This is a genomic window from Edaphobacter modestus (assembly GCF_004217555.1).
In the GTDB taxonomy this organism is placed as follows: Bacteria; Acidobacteriota; Terriglobia; order Terriglobales; family Acidobacteriaceae; genus Edaphobacter; species Edaphobacter modestus.
The window spans coordinates 1,136,088-1,152,668 of the sequence record NZ_SHKW01000001.1; the positions used below are offsets into that span (position 1 = coordinate 1,136,088).

The following is a 16,581-nucleotide window of genomic DNA, read 5'->3' on the forward strand; positions in this document are numbered from 1 at the left end:
GTCAAGAACGACCATTCGATTCGTAGATGGATGGTGCTTTCCATCTTGCAGAGTCCTGGTCAAGAAAGTGAGCGTTTAGGAATCAAGGAGCGCCGAGACTACTCTTGCGCCGTCTTCGATAGATCCGGCCAGGTCATCGCCATGCGCGATCATGTGCCCGCTCATCTCGGCTCCATGCCCATGTCGGTCAGAGCCGCGCGCCAGGCCATGACCCTTCGTACCGGCGACGTCGCCATCCTAAACGATCCCTACAACGGCGGAACGCACCTTCCGGATATCACTATGGTTCTAGCCGTCTTTGTTGCCGATCAGCCGGATGAGCCTCAGGCCTTCCTCGCGGTGCGCGCCCATCATGCTGACGTCGGTGGACTCTGTCCCGGATCAATGGGACTCTGCCGGGAGATTTATCAGAAAGGGCTACGCATTCCGCCCATACGTCTCGTCGAGAGCGGCGTTCTGAATGAGTCCCTGCTCACTCTCCTGTTGAACAACGTCCGCACTCCCGACGAGCGCCGCGGAGACCTAATGTCCCAGGTTGGAGCTTGCCGGGTCGGAGAGCTCCGCGTGCAAGAGCTCTTCGCCAAGTTTGGCCTCGGACGCACACAGCAACTCGCCATCGAGCTACTTGACTACTCCGAGCGGCTCATGCGCACACAACTCGCCCAGGTGCAGAGCGGCAGTTTCAGTGCGGAGGATTTTCTGGACAGCGACGGCTTCAGCGATACACCGCTACGCATCGGCGTCGTACTCCATCTGGATGCCGATGCACGTACGGCTGTCGTTTCCTTCGAGGGCTGCCACCCACAGGTGCAGAGCAGTATCAGTGCTTTCTATTCCATTACGTACTCAGCTGTCTACTATGTAATGCGCTGCCTGCTGTCCGAGGATGCGCCCGCCACTGCAGGGCTCATGCGGCCGATCACCGTGCTCACCGAACCGCGCACCATCGTCGACGCCGCTCTGCCCGCAACGGTCGCAGAAGGAAACGTGGAGACCTCGCAGCGCATCGTCGATGTATTGCTGCGCGCTCTCTCCAAGGCTCTCCCGAACCGCGTTCCGGCAGCCAGCTCAGGCACAATGAACAACCTGACCATCGGAGGCATCGATCCTCGTACCGGCGATCCTTCGCCTACTATGAGACTATCGCCGGTGGCATGGGGACACGCCCTACGTCTGATGGCATCTCCGGCATCCATACGCACATGACGAACTCCCTCAATACTCCTGTCGAGGCGCTTGAGTACTCCTATCCGTTCCGCGTGCGCCAATACAGCTATCGCGACGGCTCCGGCGGGGAGGGTCTATACCGTGGAGGCGATGGAATTGTTCGCGAGATCGAGGTTCTCTGCCCTACCCGGATTACGCTTCTCACCGAGAGACGTACTTTCTCCCTTATGGGCTTATGGAGGAGAAGATGCAAAGCTGGACTCACGTTGCTGCAAACATCAAAGCGAAACTCGAGAACTTCCTCCGAAATGCAGCATCGAGGCTTCAACAGAGGACCGCATCAGAGTAGAGACTCCCGGAGGTGGCGGTTGGGGCAAACCTGCTTGATATCACGCAGCCTCTCCCTTACGCCTTGTGAGTTCAATAGCGACAACGCGGCACGACGTTCTCCGCCAACCCTCTCAAATTGCCTCCCCACTCGAGAGCAATCCACTCGGCCGAAGTTTGTCTCACCTGACTTCCACAGATCACTTCTGAATAGTAGTTTCCGTTCTGGTCAGCTTTCTTGAGACTTGTGCCGGTGTCGGTAGCTGCGAGTTATCCCATCCTCCGCCAAGAGCTTCTATCAACTGTACGGAGGCCGTCATCTGTTGAATGTGCAGCGTGGCGAGCGTCTGCTGGTCGGCAAGCAGGGTGGATTGCGCTATGACGACGTTGATGTATGGGTCGATGCCGGTTTGGTATCGCGCCATCGCGAGGCTGACGTACTGCTCTGCGGATTGCTGCGCCGCCTGTTGCTGCTGCATCTGCGTCGACAGGATGCGAACTGCGGCCAGGTTATCTTCGACCTGCTGGAATGCGGTGAGGACGGTTTGGCGATAGCCGGCGACGTCGGCGTTGTAGACGGCGATGAACTGATTCACGGTGGCGCGCCGGAGGCCCGCATCAAAGATGGTCTCAGAGACCGACGGGCCGATGGACCAGAAGCGACTGGGCCAATCCAGGAAGTGTTCGAAGGTGGAGCTCTGAAGGCCGCCTTCAGCTGACAGCGTAAGGTTCGGGTAGAAGGCCGCGGTGGCGACGCCAATCTGGGCGTTGGCCGACGCCATGTTGCGCTCGGCGGCGGCGATGTCGGGTCTACGCTCCAGAAGCTGGGACGGCACTCCGATGGGGATGGATGGCGCGGTGGTGAGAAGAGGTTTTACAGGTATCGAAAAGCCGGAGGCTGGCGTCCCGATGAGGACCGCGATCGCGTGCTCGAACTGGGCGCGGGCGACGCCGAGGTTGGTGTCCGCGGACTGGACGTTCTGCAGTGTATTCTGCGCCTCGACTACGGAGATCTCATCGCCAACACCAGTCTCGTATTGGGCGCGGGTGTAATCGAGAGACTTCTGATCGGCGGTAATGGTGTTGTCGAGAATCTCCCTGAGGGCGTCTTGCCCCCGAAGCTCGAAGAAGAAGATCGCGAGGCTGGCCTGCTCGGTGAGGCGCTCGTTTTCCATGTCGGCGGCACTGAGCTGTGCGTTGTATTGCTGTTCGCGTATGGTATTGCGGACCTTGCCCCATAGATCGGGCTCCCACGAGGCGGAGAACGCAAGATCGCCGACAGAGCTCTCGTGGCCAGTGTTGGCTGAGGCCGAGTTCGTCAGATTGGAAGAGGTGCGGGAGCGCTGATAAGCCGGAGAGGTTGCGAGCGTGGGATAGAGCTGCGCGCGCGCCTGGGCGATGAGGTTGCGGGCTTCCATGAAGTTCTCAAAGAACTGCTTGATGTTCTGATTGTCGATGTTCAATCGATCTTCGAGAGCGTTCAGCTCAGGATCGTTGTAGATCTCCCACCATCTGCCATGCAGCATCGCATCCTGCGGCTGTGCGACCTTCCATCCATCGGTGTCCGTGAACTGAGTTGGGGACTCCTTGTAGGAGACCGGAGGGGCCTGCGCCGTAGCGGGAGGCATCTGATATTTAGGGCCGACTCTGCAGCCTGTCAGCAACAACATCGCGATAGCAGAGGAGATTGCAACGTGGACGCGAAGGGTGGTCATAATTTATACATCCGTGATTCGTCGAATTAATCTGCGCTGGAGGACATTGCGCCATCCGAGGGATTGAAGGTGTCATGTTCCTTGCCGAGCATTCGCAAGCGGAGTTTATCGAGAGTGAGATACACGACCGGCGTGGTGTAGAGCGTGAGAAGCTGGCTTACGATGAGACCGCCAACGATGGTGATGCCGAGCGGGCGGCGAAGCTCAGAGCCCGTACCCGTTCCGAAGGCCAGAGGAAGAGCGCCGAAGAGAGCAGCCATCGTGGTCATCAGGATGGGACGAAAACGGAGCATGCAGGCTTCGAAGATGGCGTCCTGGGTGTTCATGCCACCCTCACGCTCTGCCTGCAGGGCAAAGTCGATCATCATGATGGCATTCTTCTTGACGATCCCAATGAGCAGCACAATGCCGATGATGGAGATTACATTGAGATCTTCTTTGAAGAGCATGAGAGCAAGCATGGCGCCAACGCTTGCCGAGGGTAGCGTTGAAAGAATCGTGAGCGGATGCATGAGGCTCTCGTAGAGAACACCAAGGACGATGTATACCGCAAAGAGAGCCGTCAGAATCAGCAGAGGCTCCGTGCCCAGCGATTGCTGGTAGGCCTGCAACGTCCCGGCGAAGAAGCCTCGAACAGACGAGGGTGTTCCCAGCCGCTGCTGCATGTCGTCGATGGCCACCGTAGCATCGCTGAGTGAAACCCCAGGCGCAAGATTGAAGGATACGGTAACAGAAGGAAAGAGGCCGGTGTGGTTGAGTGCCAAAGGAGTCGTACTGGCCCGGCTGGTAGCCATGGTGAAGAGCGGCGCGTTGCCACTGGCGGTAGTGCTGCTGCTGTTGGCCGAGTGGAAGTAGACATCTTTCAAGCCTTCAGGGCTTTGCCAGTATTGAGGTGCAACCTCCAGAATGACGTAATACTGATTCAACTGCGTATAGATAAGAGAGACTTCGGACTGACCGAAGGCCGCGTACAAGCCAGCATCAAGCGACTGGGCCGACTGGCCGAGCCTGGCGGCGGTGACGCGATCGTAGGTCAACAACTCATCGAGGCCACCGTTCTGCTGGTCTGAGTTGACATCCTGAAGACCGGGCAGGCGCTTCATCTCTGCAAGCAGCTTTGGACCCCAGGTCTTCAGATCGGTGACATTGTCCGCCTGAATCGTGTATTGATAGAGCGCATTGCTCGACCGCCCTCCGATTCGAAGATCCTGCGAAGCTTGCAGGAAGGCCGATGCAACCGGCAGCCGATTCAACTTCGGCCGAATACGGTTAATGATCTCCGGAGCGCCGATCTTTCTCTCTTCAAGAGGCTTCAGTGCAATGAAGAGATTTCCGGTGTTGGTGGCGCCGTTTCCGCCGGTGAAGGCGATCACGTTTTCGACCGCGGGGTCGCTCTTGACCACATTTTCTAACTGCTGGATAGAGCTGTTCATCGCCGGGAAGGATGAGTCCTGGGGACCCTGTACTCCGCCGGCGAGCGCACCTGTGTCCTGCTGTGGAAAGAAGCCCTTCGGGATCTTGATGACGATGGCGACGTTGAGTGCAACCGTGAGGAATAAAACGGTGAGGGTCAATCCCGGATTATCGAGAACCCAATGCAGGCTGTGCCGATAGATATCAAGGATCCATTCGAAAAACCTGTCCGTGGCCATGTAGAGGCGGCCATGCTTTTTTTCGTGCTCGCTCTTCAGCAGGTAGGCGCACATCATTGGAGTGGTCGTCAGCGAGATGACCATCGACACAAGAATGGCCGTGGAGAGCGTGACAGCAAATTCGCGGAAGAGGCGGCCTACGATTCCCCCCATCAACAGAAGCGGGATAAAGACTGCGATCAGCGAAATGCTGATGGACACCACCGTGAAGCCGATCTCTTTCGCTCCCCTCAATGCGGCTGCGAAGGGGTCCATGCCATCTTCCAGGTGGCGCGCAATGTTTTCCATGACGACGATGGCGTCGTCCACGACGAATCCCGTGGAAATGGTCAACGCCATCAACGAGAGGTTATCGAGGCTATAGCCGAACAGATACATGACCGCAAAGGTGCCGATCAATGAAACAGGCACGGCGACCGCAGGGATAAGGGTAGCCCGGCCGTTGCGCAGGAAGATAAACACGACGAGGATGACCAGGCCGACCGAGATAATAAGGGTTCGCTCAACATCGTGGACCGATGCGCGGATCGTCGTTGTTCGGTCAAGAACGACCGTTGTATCGATGCCATGCGGGATGGACGCTTCGAGCGAAGGCAGTTGTGCTCGAATGCGGTCTACTGTGTCGATGATGTTGGCGCCTGGTTGCCGAAAAATGACGAGCGTCACGGCACGTTTGCCGTTCAGATAGCCTGCAGCGCGTACGTTCTGCACCGAATCGACGACATCGGCCACATCGGAGAGACGTACCGCTGCCCCCTTGTTGTAACCGACAATGATCGGCTTATAGTCCTCGGCGTGCGTGATCTGGCCATTGACGACGATATCGGCGCTGATATCGCCGTTGGAGATCTGCCCTCGGGCCAGATTGGAGTTCTGCAGGCTCAGCACAGACTGGATATTGGACATCGCAAGTCCATAGCTGGCCAGCTTGGTGGGATTCACCTCCACTCGAACAGAGGGCAAGGCCCCACCCCCAGCATTCACCTGCCCCACGCCTTGAATTTGGGATAGCTTCTGTTGCATTACGGTGGAGGCTTCATCGTAGAGCTTGTCGGGGCCATACTTGTCCGAGGTGAGACCGAGGATCATGATGGGAGCATCGGCCGGATTGACCTTGCGATAGGTCGGATTGGCAGGAAGATTGGCGGGCAGATACGTTCTGGCTGCGTTGATGGCTGCTTCCACATCGCGCGCTGCGCCATCGATATTGCGGCTGAGATCGAACTGAATGGTTACCGAGGTAGAGCTCAAACTGCTGGAAGAGGTCATCTCGGTGACACCCGCTATGTGGCCGAACTGCCGCTCGAGAGGTGTAGCGACGGAAGACGCCATGATCTCCGCACTCGCACCCGGAAGACTTGCACTGACGGAGATCGTGGGGAAGTCTACCTGAGGCAAGGGCGAGACCGGAAGCACCTGGAACGCAATTGCCCCGGCGATGGCAATGGCAACTGTGAGCAGTGTCGTTGCTACCGGACGATGGATAAAGGGCGCGGAGATGCTCACGCCTGCCCCGCCGGTTGTGGTTCATCGCTGCCGTGAACCCGCGCCGGTTTGCGAGAGAAGCGGCGCGCCAGGTTGTCGAAGAAGATATAGATAACCGGAGTTGTATAGAGTGTGAGCACCTGGCTGAGCAGCAGGCCGCCAACCATCGCGATGCCAAGCGGTCTGCGAAGTTCTGAGCCGATGCCAGTTCCGAATGCCAGTGGAAGGCCGCCTAGAAGCGCAGCCATCGTGGTCATCATGATGGGACGGAATCGAAGCAGGCAAGCCTCGTAGATCGCCTCAGTAGAGCTCTTGCCATGCTGCCGCTCTGCCTCCAGGGCGAAGTCGACCATCATGATGCCGTTCTTTTTAACGATGCCGATAAGCAGGACGATGCCGATGATGGCGACGACACTCAGATCCTGGTGAAAGAGAATGAGCGAGAGGAAGGCTCCGACGCCTGCTGAAGGAAGCGTCGACAGGATGGTAATCGGGTGAATGAAGCTCTCATAAAGAACGCCCAGGACAATATAGACCGTAACAAGAGCCGCCAGAATCAGCAGAGGCTCGTTAGAGAGTGAATTTCTGAAAGAGGCTGCCGTGCCCTGAAAGTCGGCCTGCAGGCTTGCCGGCATGTGCATGTCCTTCTGGACCTTGTCGATGGCTGTAATGGCACCACCCAGCGCAGCATTCGGGGCAAGATTGAATGAGACGGTGATCGACGGGAACTGCCCCTGGTGCGTTATCGAAAGTGGTTCTGTTGTCGTCTCAAAATGAGAGAAGGCGCCCAACGGAACAGCGTTGTTCGTGGCTGAACTTGTGCCGCCGGCAGAGGTCGCTCCGCCGCTGGATGCGGCCGTACTCGAGGTAAGAGCGTTGGCTGGCGGTGTGAGAGTGTTCGCTGAAGCCGTATACAGCGCAGAAGTGGTAAGGGCATTCGACCCGGCTGAGGTGGAACCCTTTCCCGAAGAGGTAGAGGCTCCGGCTCCGCTTGTCCCTGAGGCCGCATTGGCCTGGATGTAAAGCTGGTTCAGCTTGTTGGGATCGACTTGGAACTGCGGTTGCGCCTCCAGAATCACATGGTACTGATTCAGCTGCGTGTACATCGTGTTGATCTGCCGCTGCCCAAAGGCGTCATAGAGCGTATTGTCGATCGTCGTGGGAGCGATACCCAGGCGAGAGGCCGTTGGGCGATCGATCACCAAAGATACTGCCAAGCCGCCCATCTGTTGGTCGGTGGCAACATCTTCCAGTTCCGGCAACTGCTTCAGGCGCGCAACAAAACGATTCGTCCAATCGTTCAATTCATTCTGATCGGGATCTTCAAGCGTGTACTGATATTGTGTACGGCTGACGCGGTCATCGACCGAGATGTTTTGCACCGGCTGCATGAAGAGTTGAATGCCGTCCACCTTGCTGAGCTTGGTCTGAAGCCTGCGGATAACATCTGCTGCGCTTAGCTTGCGCTGCTCCAGTGGCTTCAGATTGATCGACATTCTGCCGCTGTTGGTGGTGGTATTGGTGCCATCGGCGCCGATAAAAGATGACAGGCTTTCAACGGCGGGGTCATCCAGAACGACCTTCGCGAGTTCCTTCTGTTTCTCCGCCATGGCTTTGGAGCCGATGGTCTGCGGAGCCTGCGAAATGCCCTGGATAACGCCTGTATCCTGCACTGGAAAGAAGCCCTTGGGGATAATGATGTAGAGGTACACCGTCAACATCAACGTAGCCAATGCGACAAGCAGCGTGATGGTCTGGTAGCGAAGCACGAACTTCAGCGTTCGCCCATAAAACGCAATCATCCGTTCGAAGACATGTTCGGAAGCCCTGTAGAAGCGCCCCTGCTGGTCTTCCGGGTCGTGCTTCAGGATTCGCGACGCCATCATCGGTGTCAGCGTCAGCGAGACGACTGCCGAGATCACGATGGTCACAGCGAGCGTGACCGCAAACTCGCGAAAAAGGCGCCCCACCACGTCACCCATAAAGAGCAGTGGAATCAGCACCGCGATGAGCGAGACGGTCAGCGAAAGAATGGTGAACCCGATCTGCTCGGCGCCCTTCAGCGCCGCCTGCATGGGAGATTCGCCCTCCTCAAGGTAGCGGGAGATATTCTCGACCATCACGATAGCGTCGTCGACAACGAAGCCTGTCGAAATGGTCAAGGCCATCAGAGATAAGTTATCGAGGCTGTATCCAAGCGCATACATCGCCGCGAAGGTGCCAACAATCGATAGCGGCACGGCCACACTCGGAATGATCGTCGCAGAGAGATTTCGCAGAAAGAGAAAGATAACCAGGACGACCAGTCCGATCGTCAGCAGGAGTTCAAACTCAACATCGTTAACAGACGCCTGAATGGGCGTCGTCAAGTCGGTGAGTGTTGTGACCTGAACTCCCTTGGGAAGATTCGCCTCCAGTTGTGGCAACAGCTTCTTTATGCTCTTGACGACACTAATGGTATTGCCGCCCGGTTGCCGCTGTACATTGAGGATGATCGCTGGAGTCTGGTTCATCCAGGCTGCCTGGGTGCTGTTCTCAACTCCATCAATGATCTTGGCCACATCGGTCAACATCACCGGCGCTCCATTGCGATAGGCGACAACTACTTTGTTGTAGTCATGGCTGGTAACGAGCTGGTCGTTCGCGTCAATTTGATAGTCCTGACGAGGCCCATCGAAGTTTCCCTTCGCAGCGTTGACACTCGAGTTGGTAACGGCAGTGCGGAGATCTTCGAGGCCAATGCCGTAGGAAGACAGTGCGGTCGGGTTTGCTTGAATCCGTACCGCCGGCTTCTGTCCGCCGCTGATACTTACGAGACCCACGCCATTGAGCTGCGAGATCTTGGGAGCCAACCGCGTGTCGACGAGGTCCTCCACCTGAGAAAGCGGAATCGTATTCGACGTGACTGCCAGCGTCAGCACTGGAGCATCGGCCGGATTCGTCTTGCTATAAATCGGAGGAGCCGGAAGATTCGCAGGAAGAAAGCTCTGCGAAGCATTGATCGCTGACTGCACTTCCTCTTCCGCAACATCGATATTCAGGTTGAGATTGAACTGCAGCACAATGACTGAGTTGCCACCAGAGCTTGTCGAGGTCATCTGGCTCAGGCCCTGCAATTCGCCGAACTGACGCTCCAGCGGAGCAGTCACAGTCGTCGCCATCACGTCCGGGCTTGCCCCCGGATAAAACGTGAGAACTTGAATGGTCGGATAATCGACCTCGGGCAAAGCGGAGACAGGGAGCTGGGTGTAACCGACAATGCCAACTAACAGGATTGCGGCCATAAGGAGTGCCGTCGCGACGGGACGGAGAATGAAAGGACGCGAAGGACTCAAGGAGCCGTACTCCCACTGGTGCTGGCCGCAATTTGTTTTGTGGATACGACGATCTTGGAGTTGTCCTGCAACTTATCGAAGCTGCTGTTGGCTAAAACATCTCCCGGATTGATGCCTTCAACCTCGGTCGTGCCGCCATCGGTCACGCCCTGCTTGATGCTTCGCATGTGAGCGGTGTTGTTTTGAAGAACGTACACATACGATGCCTGGCCGTTATGTTGAATCGCTGAAGAGGGAATCAAAGTCGCATTGTGCAACGTATTGACAAGCAGCCGTGTATTCACGAATTCGTTAGGGTAGAGAGACGCATCTTTATTGACGAAAGAAGCTCGAGCCTTTACCGTTCCGGTCGTCGTATCGATTTGATTGTCGAGCGTCAACAGTGTGCCGGACGCAATCTGCTTCTGGGCCGACCGGTCAAAGGCGTCGACCACAAGGTTCGTCCTCGCGCGGAGACGAGGCTGGACTTGTTCGAGACTGTCTTCAGGAATGGTAAAGATGACAGTGATCGGCTGTATCTGCGTGATGACCGCAAGGGTCGTCGCTCCTGTCGCCTGAACGACGTTGCCGGGATCTACCAGACGCAAACCGATCCGACCCGTGATGGGAGCGACGATGTGACAGTAGTCGACCTGGATCTGGTCGAACTGAACCGTGCCCTGATCGTCCTTTACGGTTCCCTCGTCCTGCGACACAAGCTTTTCTTGATCATCCAGCGTCTGTTTGGGAATCGCATTGCGGGCCCACGCAGCACGATATCGATCCAGATCCATCCTGGCCTGCGCCAATACCCCTTCATCCCGTTCCAGAATGCCTTGCGCCTGCAACAGGGTTGCACGATAAGGGCGCGAATCGATCTCGATCAAAGGATCGCCCTTATGTACCATCTGTCCCTCTTTGTAATGCACTTCGGTCACTATCCCATTCACCTGGCTCGTAATGGAGGAGGTATAGACAGGCGTCACAGTCCCAATGGCATCGAGATAGACCCCGATATCACCCTTTTGTGCCGCGACAGGGGTTACCGTGGCGGTTCCTCCAGCGGCACCACGACGTGAGGATGTTGTACGTCTTTTCGTGTCGTCGTGATGCCGCAGCACGAGAAAGAACCCTGCACCGAAGATAAGCAGCAATAGAAACCACACGCCAATCCGCATCAATCGCTGGTGAGTTTTTTTTGCGGTAGGGGAAGGTCGGTGGTGATCGGGGCCGATTGTAGAGTGTTCGTTTGGATCAACTTGCAACGGGTTCTCCTGACCAGGTGTGAAGGGTCAAACAACCCAACAATTCGTCTTTAATAAAAGACACTCAATTCGCCTCTAAGTTGCAGAATCCTTCGTACTTTTTGAGACAGCGAGTGCAAGAGTCCGATTTCGAATCATCAACACTTCATATAAATCAAAGGGTTCCGGTATACCTCCGCACAGCTTCCGCGAAAAGGAGATGATTGCCAAGATCCCGACCTGCTCTGTGATCTGACGTATTCCGATACAGGGTGTGAGCTTTCTGGCCTCGTGGCTATGGCTATGGTGATTGAAGAGCTTCATCGAAATGTGGTGGAATAAGAGGACACCCTTCAAGTTGACGGTGCCATTTTGTGAACTTTTCCTTCGAGATCAGTTCCGCAATCAAGATCTCAGCGCATGGCGTCTGTGACGTATCTGGATCTCTCAAAGTCGCACAAAGCTGGCGAGCGTACAGCCAGCAGAGTATTGGTGATGACGCCTGGAGGAGTTGTTTCCGTCCTGAGTATCAACGGGTGGAGCCAATCCTTGAGCTTCCCCACGGCACTGGCCTTTGATCCTGCTGGAAACCTGTATATCGCGGATTTCACGAATGGCCGCATCGGAGAAGAATCGCCAGGGTCCAACCGCCCGCTTCCGCGGCCATCCCTTCGATCGGACCTGCCATGTCCACGGAATCGAACACCGCCTCACCAAGCCGAACCATCCCTGGACCAACGGACAGGTCCAACGGATGAACCGCACCATCAAGGAAGCCACGGTCAAACGCTTCTTCTACGACACGCACCAACAACTCAAAGCGCACTTGTCCGCCTACAACTTCGCCAGGAGACTCAAGACCCTCTGTGGCCTCACACCCTACGAAGCCATCTGCAAATGCTGGCAAACTGAACCGGATCAATTTACTCTCGATCCCATCCATCAAATGCCGGGACTAAACACCTCCGGACATACGGGGTGAGTTGCTTATAATCTTGGGGGTCGCCAGGATCCCCAGATCCCTCTCTAAGACCGCCTGATGGTACTCGCCCGCCTCGATGAGCTTGGCATCCGGCTTAGTTGGCACAAGGTCAACGGTGCTCATTGCCCTCATGCGGGACCAAAACCCCCCGCTACGATCCCGAACTCGCCCGCCCGCTCCCTTTACGGAATTGTGCTGGTCGTCTTTCATCGCAAACTTGGCGAAGGAGATCTCGTCACGGATGCTACCCGCTAGACCGACGCCCAGTTCCAACAGACACCCGGCCGGACGCGCCGGGACCATTTCATTTACATTGAAAAGATGATGAAAACGTCGAAGGTTGACCTGGTCGGCGTCGGGTTGAATGCTACGGATACGGTAATTCCCATCCCCAGCTTCCCCTCCCCAGGTTCCAAGATCGAGTTTCGCGAAAAGACGATTCTTCCCGGCGGACAGGTTGCTACAACCGTCATCGCGTGTCAGCAATGGGGTCTACAGACGCGCTACGTCGGCAAGCTGGGTGACGACAGCGCCGCAAAGCTCCATCGCGACGCCTTCGCGCGTGCGGGAGTCGAGACTCATCTCTTTACGGCAACCGGCTGCGCAAGCCAGCAATCCATCGTCCTCGTCGACGCCCAGGGGGAACGTACCGTCCTGTCGCGCCGGGACGAAGGTCTCGCGCTGCGTCCCGCGGAACTTAATAGGGAATGGATCGTCAACGCCCGTGCTCTTCACGTGGACGGCTACGACACCGCAGCAGCGACCGTTGCAGCGCGATGGGCTCGCTCCGCGGGCGTGCCCGTAATCGCGGATCTCGATGAGATCTATCCAGAGGTGGACCAGCTCCTCGAAAACATCGACTACCTCATTGTCAGCCGCGACTTTCCCACCCGTCTTACCGGAGAGCCCGTTCTCGAGACTGCGCTGAGCGTCATGCGTTCGCGTTACGGCTGTCGGCTTGCCGCCGCCACCCTCGGCCACGAGGGCGTCCTTGCCTTCGATGGAAATGAGTTTCACCATGCTGCTGCCTATTGCGTTCCCGTAGCCGATACCACAGGAGCGGGAGACATCTTTCACGCAGGGTTTATCTTCGGGCTTCTTCAGGACTGGCCTCTCAGCCGTCAGCTCGACTTCGCCTGTGCCGCCGCCGCGCTCAACTGCACCGCAGTGGGAGCCCGCGGAGGCATCGGAACAATCGAAGAGATCGCCGCCCTGATCGAAGGCAGCTCCCGATACGCAACCAGCTATGTTTCGCATGCGACCCACCCGGTCGCCCTCTAGCGCCAGCTCACGGCAAGATGCCAACGCATCTCGCGCTGCCTGGTCTTCCCGAGAACCTGTCTGTACTCCAGCAATTCACCGAGTATCTGCTCTCCCTCCGAGCCTAGCTGCTGTGGCTCGTGCTCAAGCGCGCCGATCAACGCCTCCACGCTCGCCAAACCATCGCTCGCCGTATACCACTGCGGCGGCGGAAGTCGATGCATCAGCTCCCGATTCCCCGCGCCTTCTTCAATCAAAAGCGACATCGAGTTCTCGTCCGCGGAAAAAAACTCGATCAGCGGTCGAACTCCGAGGCGGAGAGCAAGCTTCTCCAGGGCGTCCTCGTTGCGAGCCAGGGCGCGCCCGTTCACGAAGATATCGAAGCCCGGATCTTCTCCTTCAACCACGATGTACATCGAGGCAGCCATGATTCGCAGTGTATCTCCAACGTGGTGTGTGCGAAAAGAACCTGGCTTGGAACACCCGATGTTTGATCCCCTTCTTGCAATCGAGTGCCACCCGGCTCAACGGCAGAAATAGTCGATCACGACCTTTCCAGAGATTGCGAGACCTGAAGTAATATCAAACCCCGCCACGCTCTCGCCTCCGCTACCGATGCCGAAGAATGCTGTGCCGCCATTCTGCGTGGCCGTACATACCTCTCCGGCTTCCAGCCTTGCCTGAACGCGAACGATCTTCCCTGCAGCCGCGTTTCTGTTGGAAGCCAGTTCGATCCGGCCACGCTCGGCACTGCATCGGTATCCAGCGGCGCAGCTGATGCTTCCGCCAGCATTGGCCACTGCCACCGTGAAGCTTGCGGCCACTGGCGTGGAAGCGGAAGAGGGCGGTGGCTCAGCGTTCCCCCTGTTGCCCAGCTTCGGAATATAGTACCCAGCCTCCGGAACGATCGTGTAGGTTGGCTCCGCTGCGCTGCCAGACTGCTGCACCGTCAATCCATTGCCTCCACGCCAATGAATCGAAGCGATACAGGGTGCGCCCTGCGGCTGGGACCTGCCGGAGACAAGAACGTGGTCCTTCACTCCGAGACAATCATTGTCCCCGGTCTTCGGAAGAGACAGCTTGTCGATACTGGCGCCCTCTACCTGAAGTCTCTTCGAAGTGAGCGCGTCCGCTTTGAAGGCCGCCGTACTCACCGTGCTCGTCGCCGGATCGTAGGAGATATATCCGTTCTGCATAACGAACAACGCGTAGGGAGCAGGATGATCGCACCCAAGGGAATCGCAGCCCACGCGGAAAAGCACACCGCCGTTCATCGGCGCACTGTCAATACGGTTCAGAATCCCATACGGTCCACGATGGGTCGTCCAGATGATCGGGTCCAGGGTGCCGCCACATCCCATGTAAAGCTTGCATGGATTGGTGTTGACCCATGTCGAGGGACGGAAGTTGGCGGAGATTCCCGCCCCTCGAAACGTCCAGAGCTCGCCACGGGAATCGGCTCCGCTGGGCGGCGTATGCTGTGTTACCCCGGTTGTACGAAAGCGCATCTGGAAGCTGGGATTGTGAGGATTCTCGATAATGTCTCCGGCCTCCCATGCCACAGTGTTTGGCTCCAACGAAACCCCCTCTGGAGTCTGCGGTGCCAGAATCTCCGCCCCCGGATAGAGATGGAATCCGTAGGAGCTTGCCGGAAGATCTATCGTCGCTGAAGCAGAGGTCGCGTCCGGACCGGGCTGCTTCCAGCTTACGGAGACATTTTGTCCGCCCACATAGACCGGCGAGGACACCGTCCCGTTGAAGCTGGGATTAGCAGCATCGGCGATCACCACAGAAGGTGCCTGGTTGTAGAGGAAAGATGTATTCGCTCTCGCAAAGTTCGCCGTCACAACGCCCCCCTTTCTTACCAGTTGTTTCAACGGTACCGGTGCGGAATAGAGCTTGATTCCGTTCTGACGAACCGATCCGTTCACATTCCACACGTAAGCAATATGCTCGGGATCAGTAGCCCCTACAATCGCGTAGCTGGTCCGAAAACCATCCCGAGCTAAATTCCTGTCGAGGCTAAGGTAATCGCCGCAGACGCTCCCCTGCCATAACGACGAAGGATTGCTGGGGTCGGTCTCCGCTGTAGGATTGGGATTCTTGTGAATCACGGTAACTCTCTGCCTCTGCCCTGCGGGAGGCTCCACCGCCGTAATCGAAACATGTTCCGGATACCAGCCTCCAGCAAGGCAGGCCACTCCCGGCTTGAACGATCCACTCGTAAGTTTGATCTCGAGCGTGATGGTCTCGGGAATGTTCGCGACTGCGATGATGGGAAGCGGCGTCTGAATAATACCGATTCCGGTTGAGGCGGTCAGATGCTGCTCTCCCGCAAGGCTCACCGGAAGGACATGGACGGATGTTCCGTCCACCAGAGCATCGACTCCCGAAACCGTCCCCGACAGTCTTCCCTTGGTGATATCGAGCAGAAATGCACCGTCGGTTGTTGTCTCCTGTCCGGAGCTGAACACGACAGGAAGAACGGTCGCTCCCGCCGTAGCGCCCTTGCCAACGGTTCCGTGAAAGTAGGCGTCACTCTCGCCACCCTGCCGTGTATCCACGGTAAAACCCTCATCGGACTGCGCCGTGCTTCCGCCATCGGTATACCCATATACGTAATCGCCGCATGCCACGTCACCCGTTCCGTGCTTGTGACACCACAGAGTGTTTGCTTGGGCGATTCCGCGGCTGTTGAAAACGACCTCCTGATGACGATCCTTCTGTACTCCCCAACCGCCATGGTTGCCCCAGCTGTAGCTCGGCGCGCTGAACGTCGAAAACGTATAGTGCGCATCCTGTTCGAGGGGAAGAAAATTATCGTAGGTGAATAACCCGATATCCGAGGAGAGATGCCGCCTGAAGTAGTTCAGATTGTTGTGAAACACATCCACCTTCTGATCGCTGCGAAAGCTCGCCTTCGCTCCACAATCCGTACGCAGGGCCGTTCCACCATCGCTGATCGGAGAGACGTCGGGATGAGAAAACGCTGCCGTAAAAGAGACCGGCGTCGCGGCTAATACCGTCAAGGTGGCGTCGTTGAGATATGTGGCTCGGTTCAGCTTCAGGATATGAACCTGTTGTGCAGCTGAGAGATGGTTGATCCCGCTGAAGGTAACGACGTTCTTCTCGATCTTCAGCGACGAGATCAGTGCGACGCAGTTCAGGGACACAATTTCATCGGGTATCCCCTCGGCTCGAATCGAGCCTGCCAGCGGTGAGACTCCGGCCATGGAAGGAGGAGGAATTTGAATACTCCCCGGCGCCTCTCTTCCCGGCACAGATTCGTTCGCAGTCTGCCCGAACAGCAGAGTGACAGAACACAATCCCAGCAGCAGGGTCGATCCAATCATTCTCAAATGCATAGGTACCCCTCTACAGGATAGGACAGCGCGGGGTTGCTGCCTCCTGTCGAAGATTCTCCAGCGCCGAACT

The 16,581-nt window shown here is 57.1% G+C and carries 8 protein-coding genes and 3 pseudogenes; 5 read left to right on the forward strand and 6 right to left on the reverse strand.

Annotated features, from left to right (window positions below; all coding sequences use genetic code 11):
* The first annotated feature begins 30 nt into the window (after nt 1–30).
* A pseudogene (locus tag BDD14_RS04770) lies at nt 31–1,554 on the forward strand (hydantoinase B/oxoprolinase family protein).
* A gap of 140 nt (nt 1,555–1,694) precedes the next feature.
* On the opposite strand, the gene BDD14_RS04775 reads toward BDD14_RS04770, so the two are convergent.
* The 4 genes from BDD14_RS04775 to BDD14_RS04790 are packed head-to-tail and all read right to left on the reverse strand — an operon-like array spanning nt 1,695 to nt 10,925.
* Nucleotides 1,695–3,209: an efflux transporter outer membrane subunit gene (locus tag BDD14_RS04775; protein ID WP_130417800.1), complete on the reverse strand. Its 1,515-nt coding sequence runs from the start codon at nt 3,207–3,209 to the stop codon at nt 1,695–1,697.
* Nucleotides 3,210–3,235: 26 nt separating this feature from the next.
* Nucleotides 3,236–6,367 (reverse strand): efflux RND transporter permease subunit, encoded by a 3,132-nt coding sequence (locus tag BDD14_RS04780; RefSeq protein ID WP_130417801.1) that lies wholly within the window; start codon nt 6,365–6,367, stop codon nt 3,236–3,238.
* Nucleotides 6,364–9,681, reverse strand: a complete 3,318-nt coding sequence (locus BDD14_RS04785) for an efflux RND transporter permease subunit (RefSeq protein ID WP_130417802.1) — start codon at nt 9,679–9,681, stop codon at nt 6,364–6,366. The genes BDD14_RS04780 and BDD14_RS04785 overlap by 4 nt, the downstream gene beginning before the upstream one ends.
* Nucleotides 9,678–10,925, reverse strand: coding sequence for an efflux RND transporter periplasmic adaptor subunit (locus BDD14_RS04790; RefSeq protein WP_130417803.1), 1,248 nt, complete (start codon nt 10,923–10,925; stop codon nt 9,678–9,680). The genes BDD14_RS04785 and BDD14_RS04790 overlap by 4 nt, the downstream gene beginning before the upstream one ends.
* A 474-nt stretch (nt 10,926–11,399) precedes the next feature.
* Between BDD14_RS04790 and BDD14_RS34300 the strand changes: the two are divergent.
* The 4 genes and pseudogenes from BDD14_RS34300 to BDD14_RS04805 form a co-directional block, all read left to right on the forward strand.
* A pseudogene (locus BDD14_RS34300) lies at nt 11,400–11,495 on the forward strand (hypothetical protein); the annotation flags it as partial.
* Between the two features lie 73 nt (nt 11,496–11,568).
* Nucleotides 11,569–11,886 (forward strand): annotated as a pseudogene (locus BDD14_RS04795) (integrase core domain-containing protein); the annotation flags it as partial.
* A gap of 57 nt (nt 11,887–11,943) precedes the next feature.
* The gene (locus BDD14_RS04800) at nt 11,944–12,141 is read left to right on the forward strand and encodes a hypothetical protein (protein WP_130417804.1); all 198 of its coding nucleotides are present in this window, start codon (nt 11,944–11,946) and stop codon (nt 12,139–12,141) included.
* Between the two features lie 66 nt (nt 12,142–12,207).
* A complete protein-coding gene (locus tag BDD14_RS04805) occupies nt 12,208–13,167 on the forward strand; it encodes a carbohydrate kinase family protein (protein ID WP_130417805.1) in 960 nt (319 codons plus the stop codon).
* Here the strand turns inward: BDD14_RS04805 and BDD14_RS04810 are convergent.
* Entirely contained in the window at nt 13,164–13,574 is a 411-nt protein-coding gene (locus BDD14_RS04810; protein WP_130417806.1) for a hypothetical protein, read from the reverse strand. The genes BDD14_RS04805 and BDD14_RS04810 overlap by 4 nt on opposite strands.
* 96 nt (nt 13,575–13,670) lie before the next feature.
* Nucleotides 13,671–16,511, reverse strand: coding sequence for a hypothetical protein (locus BDD14_RS04815; RefSeq protein ID WP_130417807.1), 2,841 nt, complete (start codon nt 16,509–16,511; stop codon nt 13,671–13,673).
* Between the last annotated feature and the right edge of the window lie 70 nt (nt 16,512–16,581).

Coding starts and splice junctions, on each gene's coding strand:
- BDD14_RS04775 (WP_130417800.1), bottom strand. CDS start 3,209: ATGACCACCCTTCGCGTCCACGTTGCAATCTCCTCTGCTATCGCGATG.
- BDD14_RS04800 (WP_130417804.1), top strand. CDS start 11,944: ATGGTACTCGCCCGCCTCGATGAGCTTGGCATCCGGCTTAGTTGGCAC.
- BDD14_RS04805 (WP_130417805.1), top strand. CDS start 12,208: ATGATGAAAACGTCGAAGGTTGACCTGGTCGGCGTCGGGTTGAATGCT.
- BDD14_RS04810 (WP_130417806.1), bottom strand. CDS start 13,574: ATGGCTGCCTCGATGTACATCGTGGTTGAAGGAGAAGATCCGGGCTTC.
- BDD14_RS04815 (WP_130417807.1), bottom strand. CDS start 16,511: ATGCATTTGAGAATGATTGGATCGACCCTGCTGCTGGGATTGTGTTCT.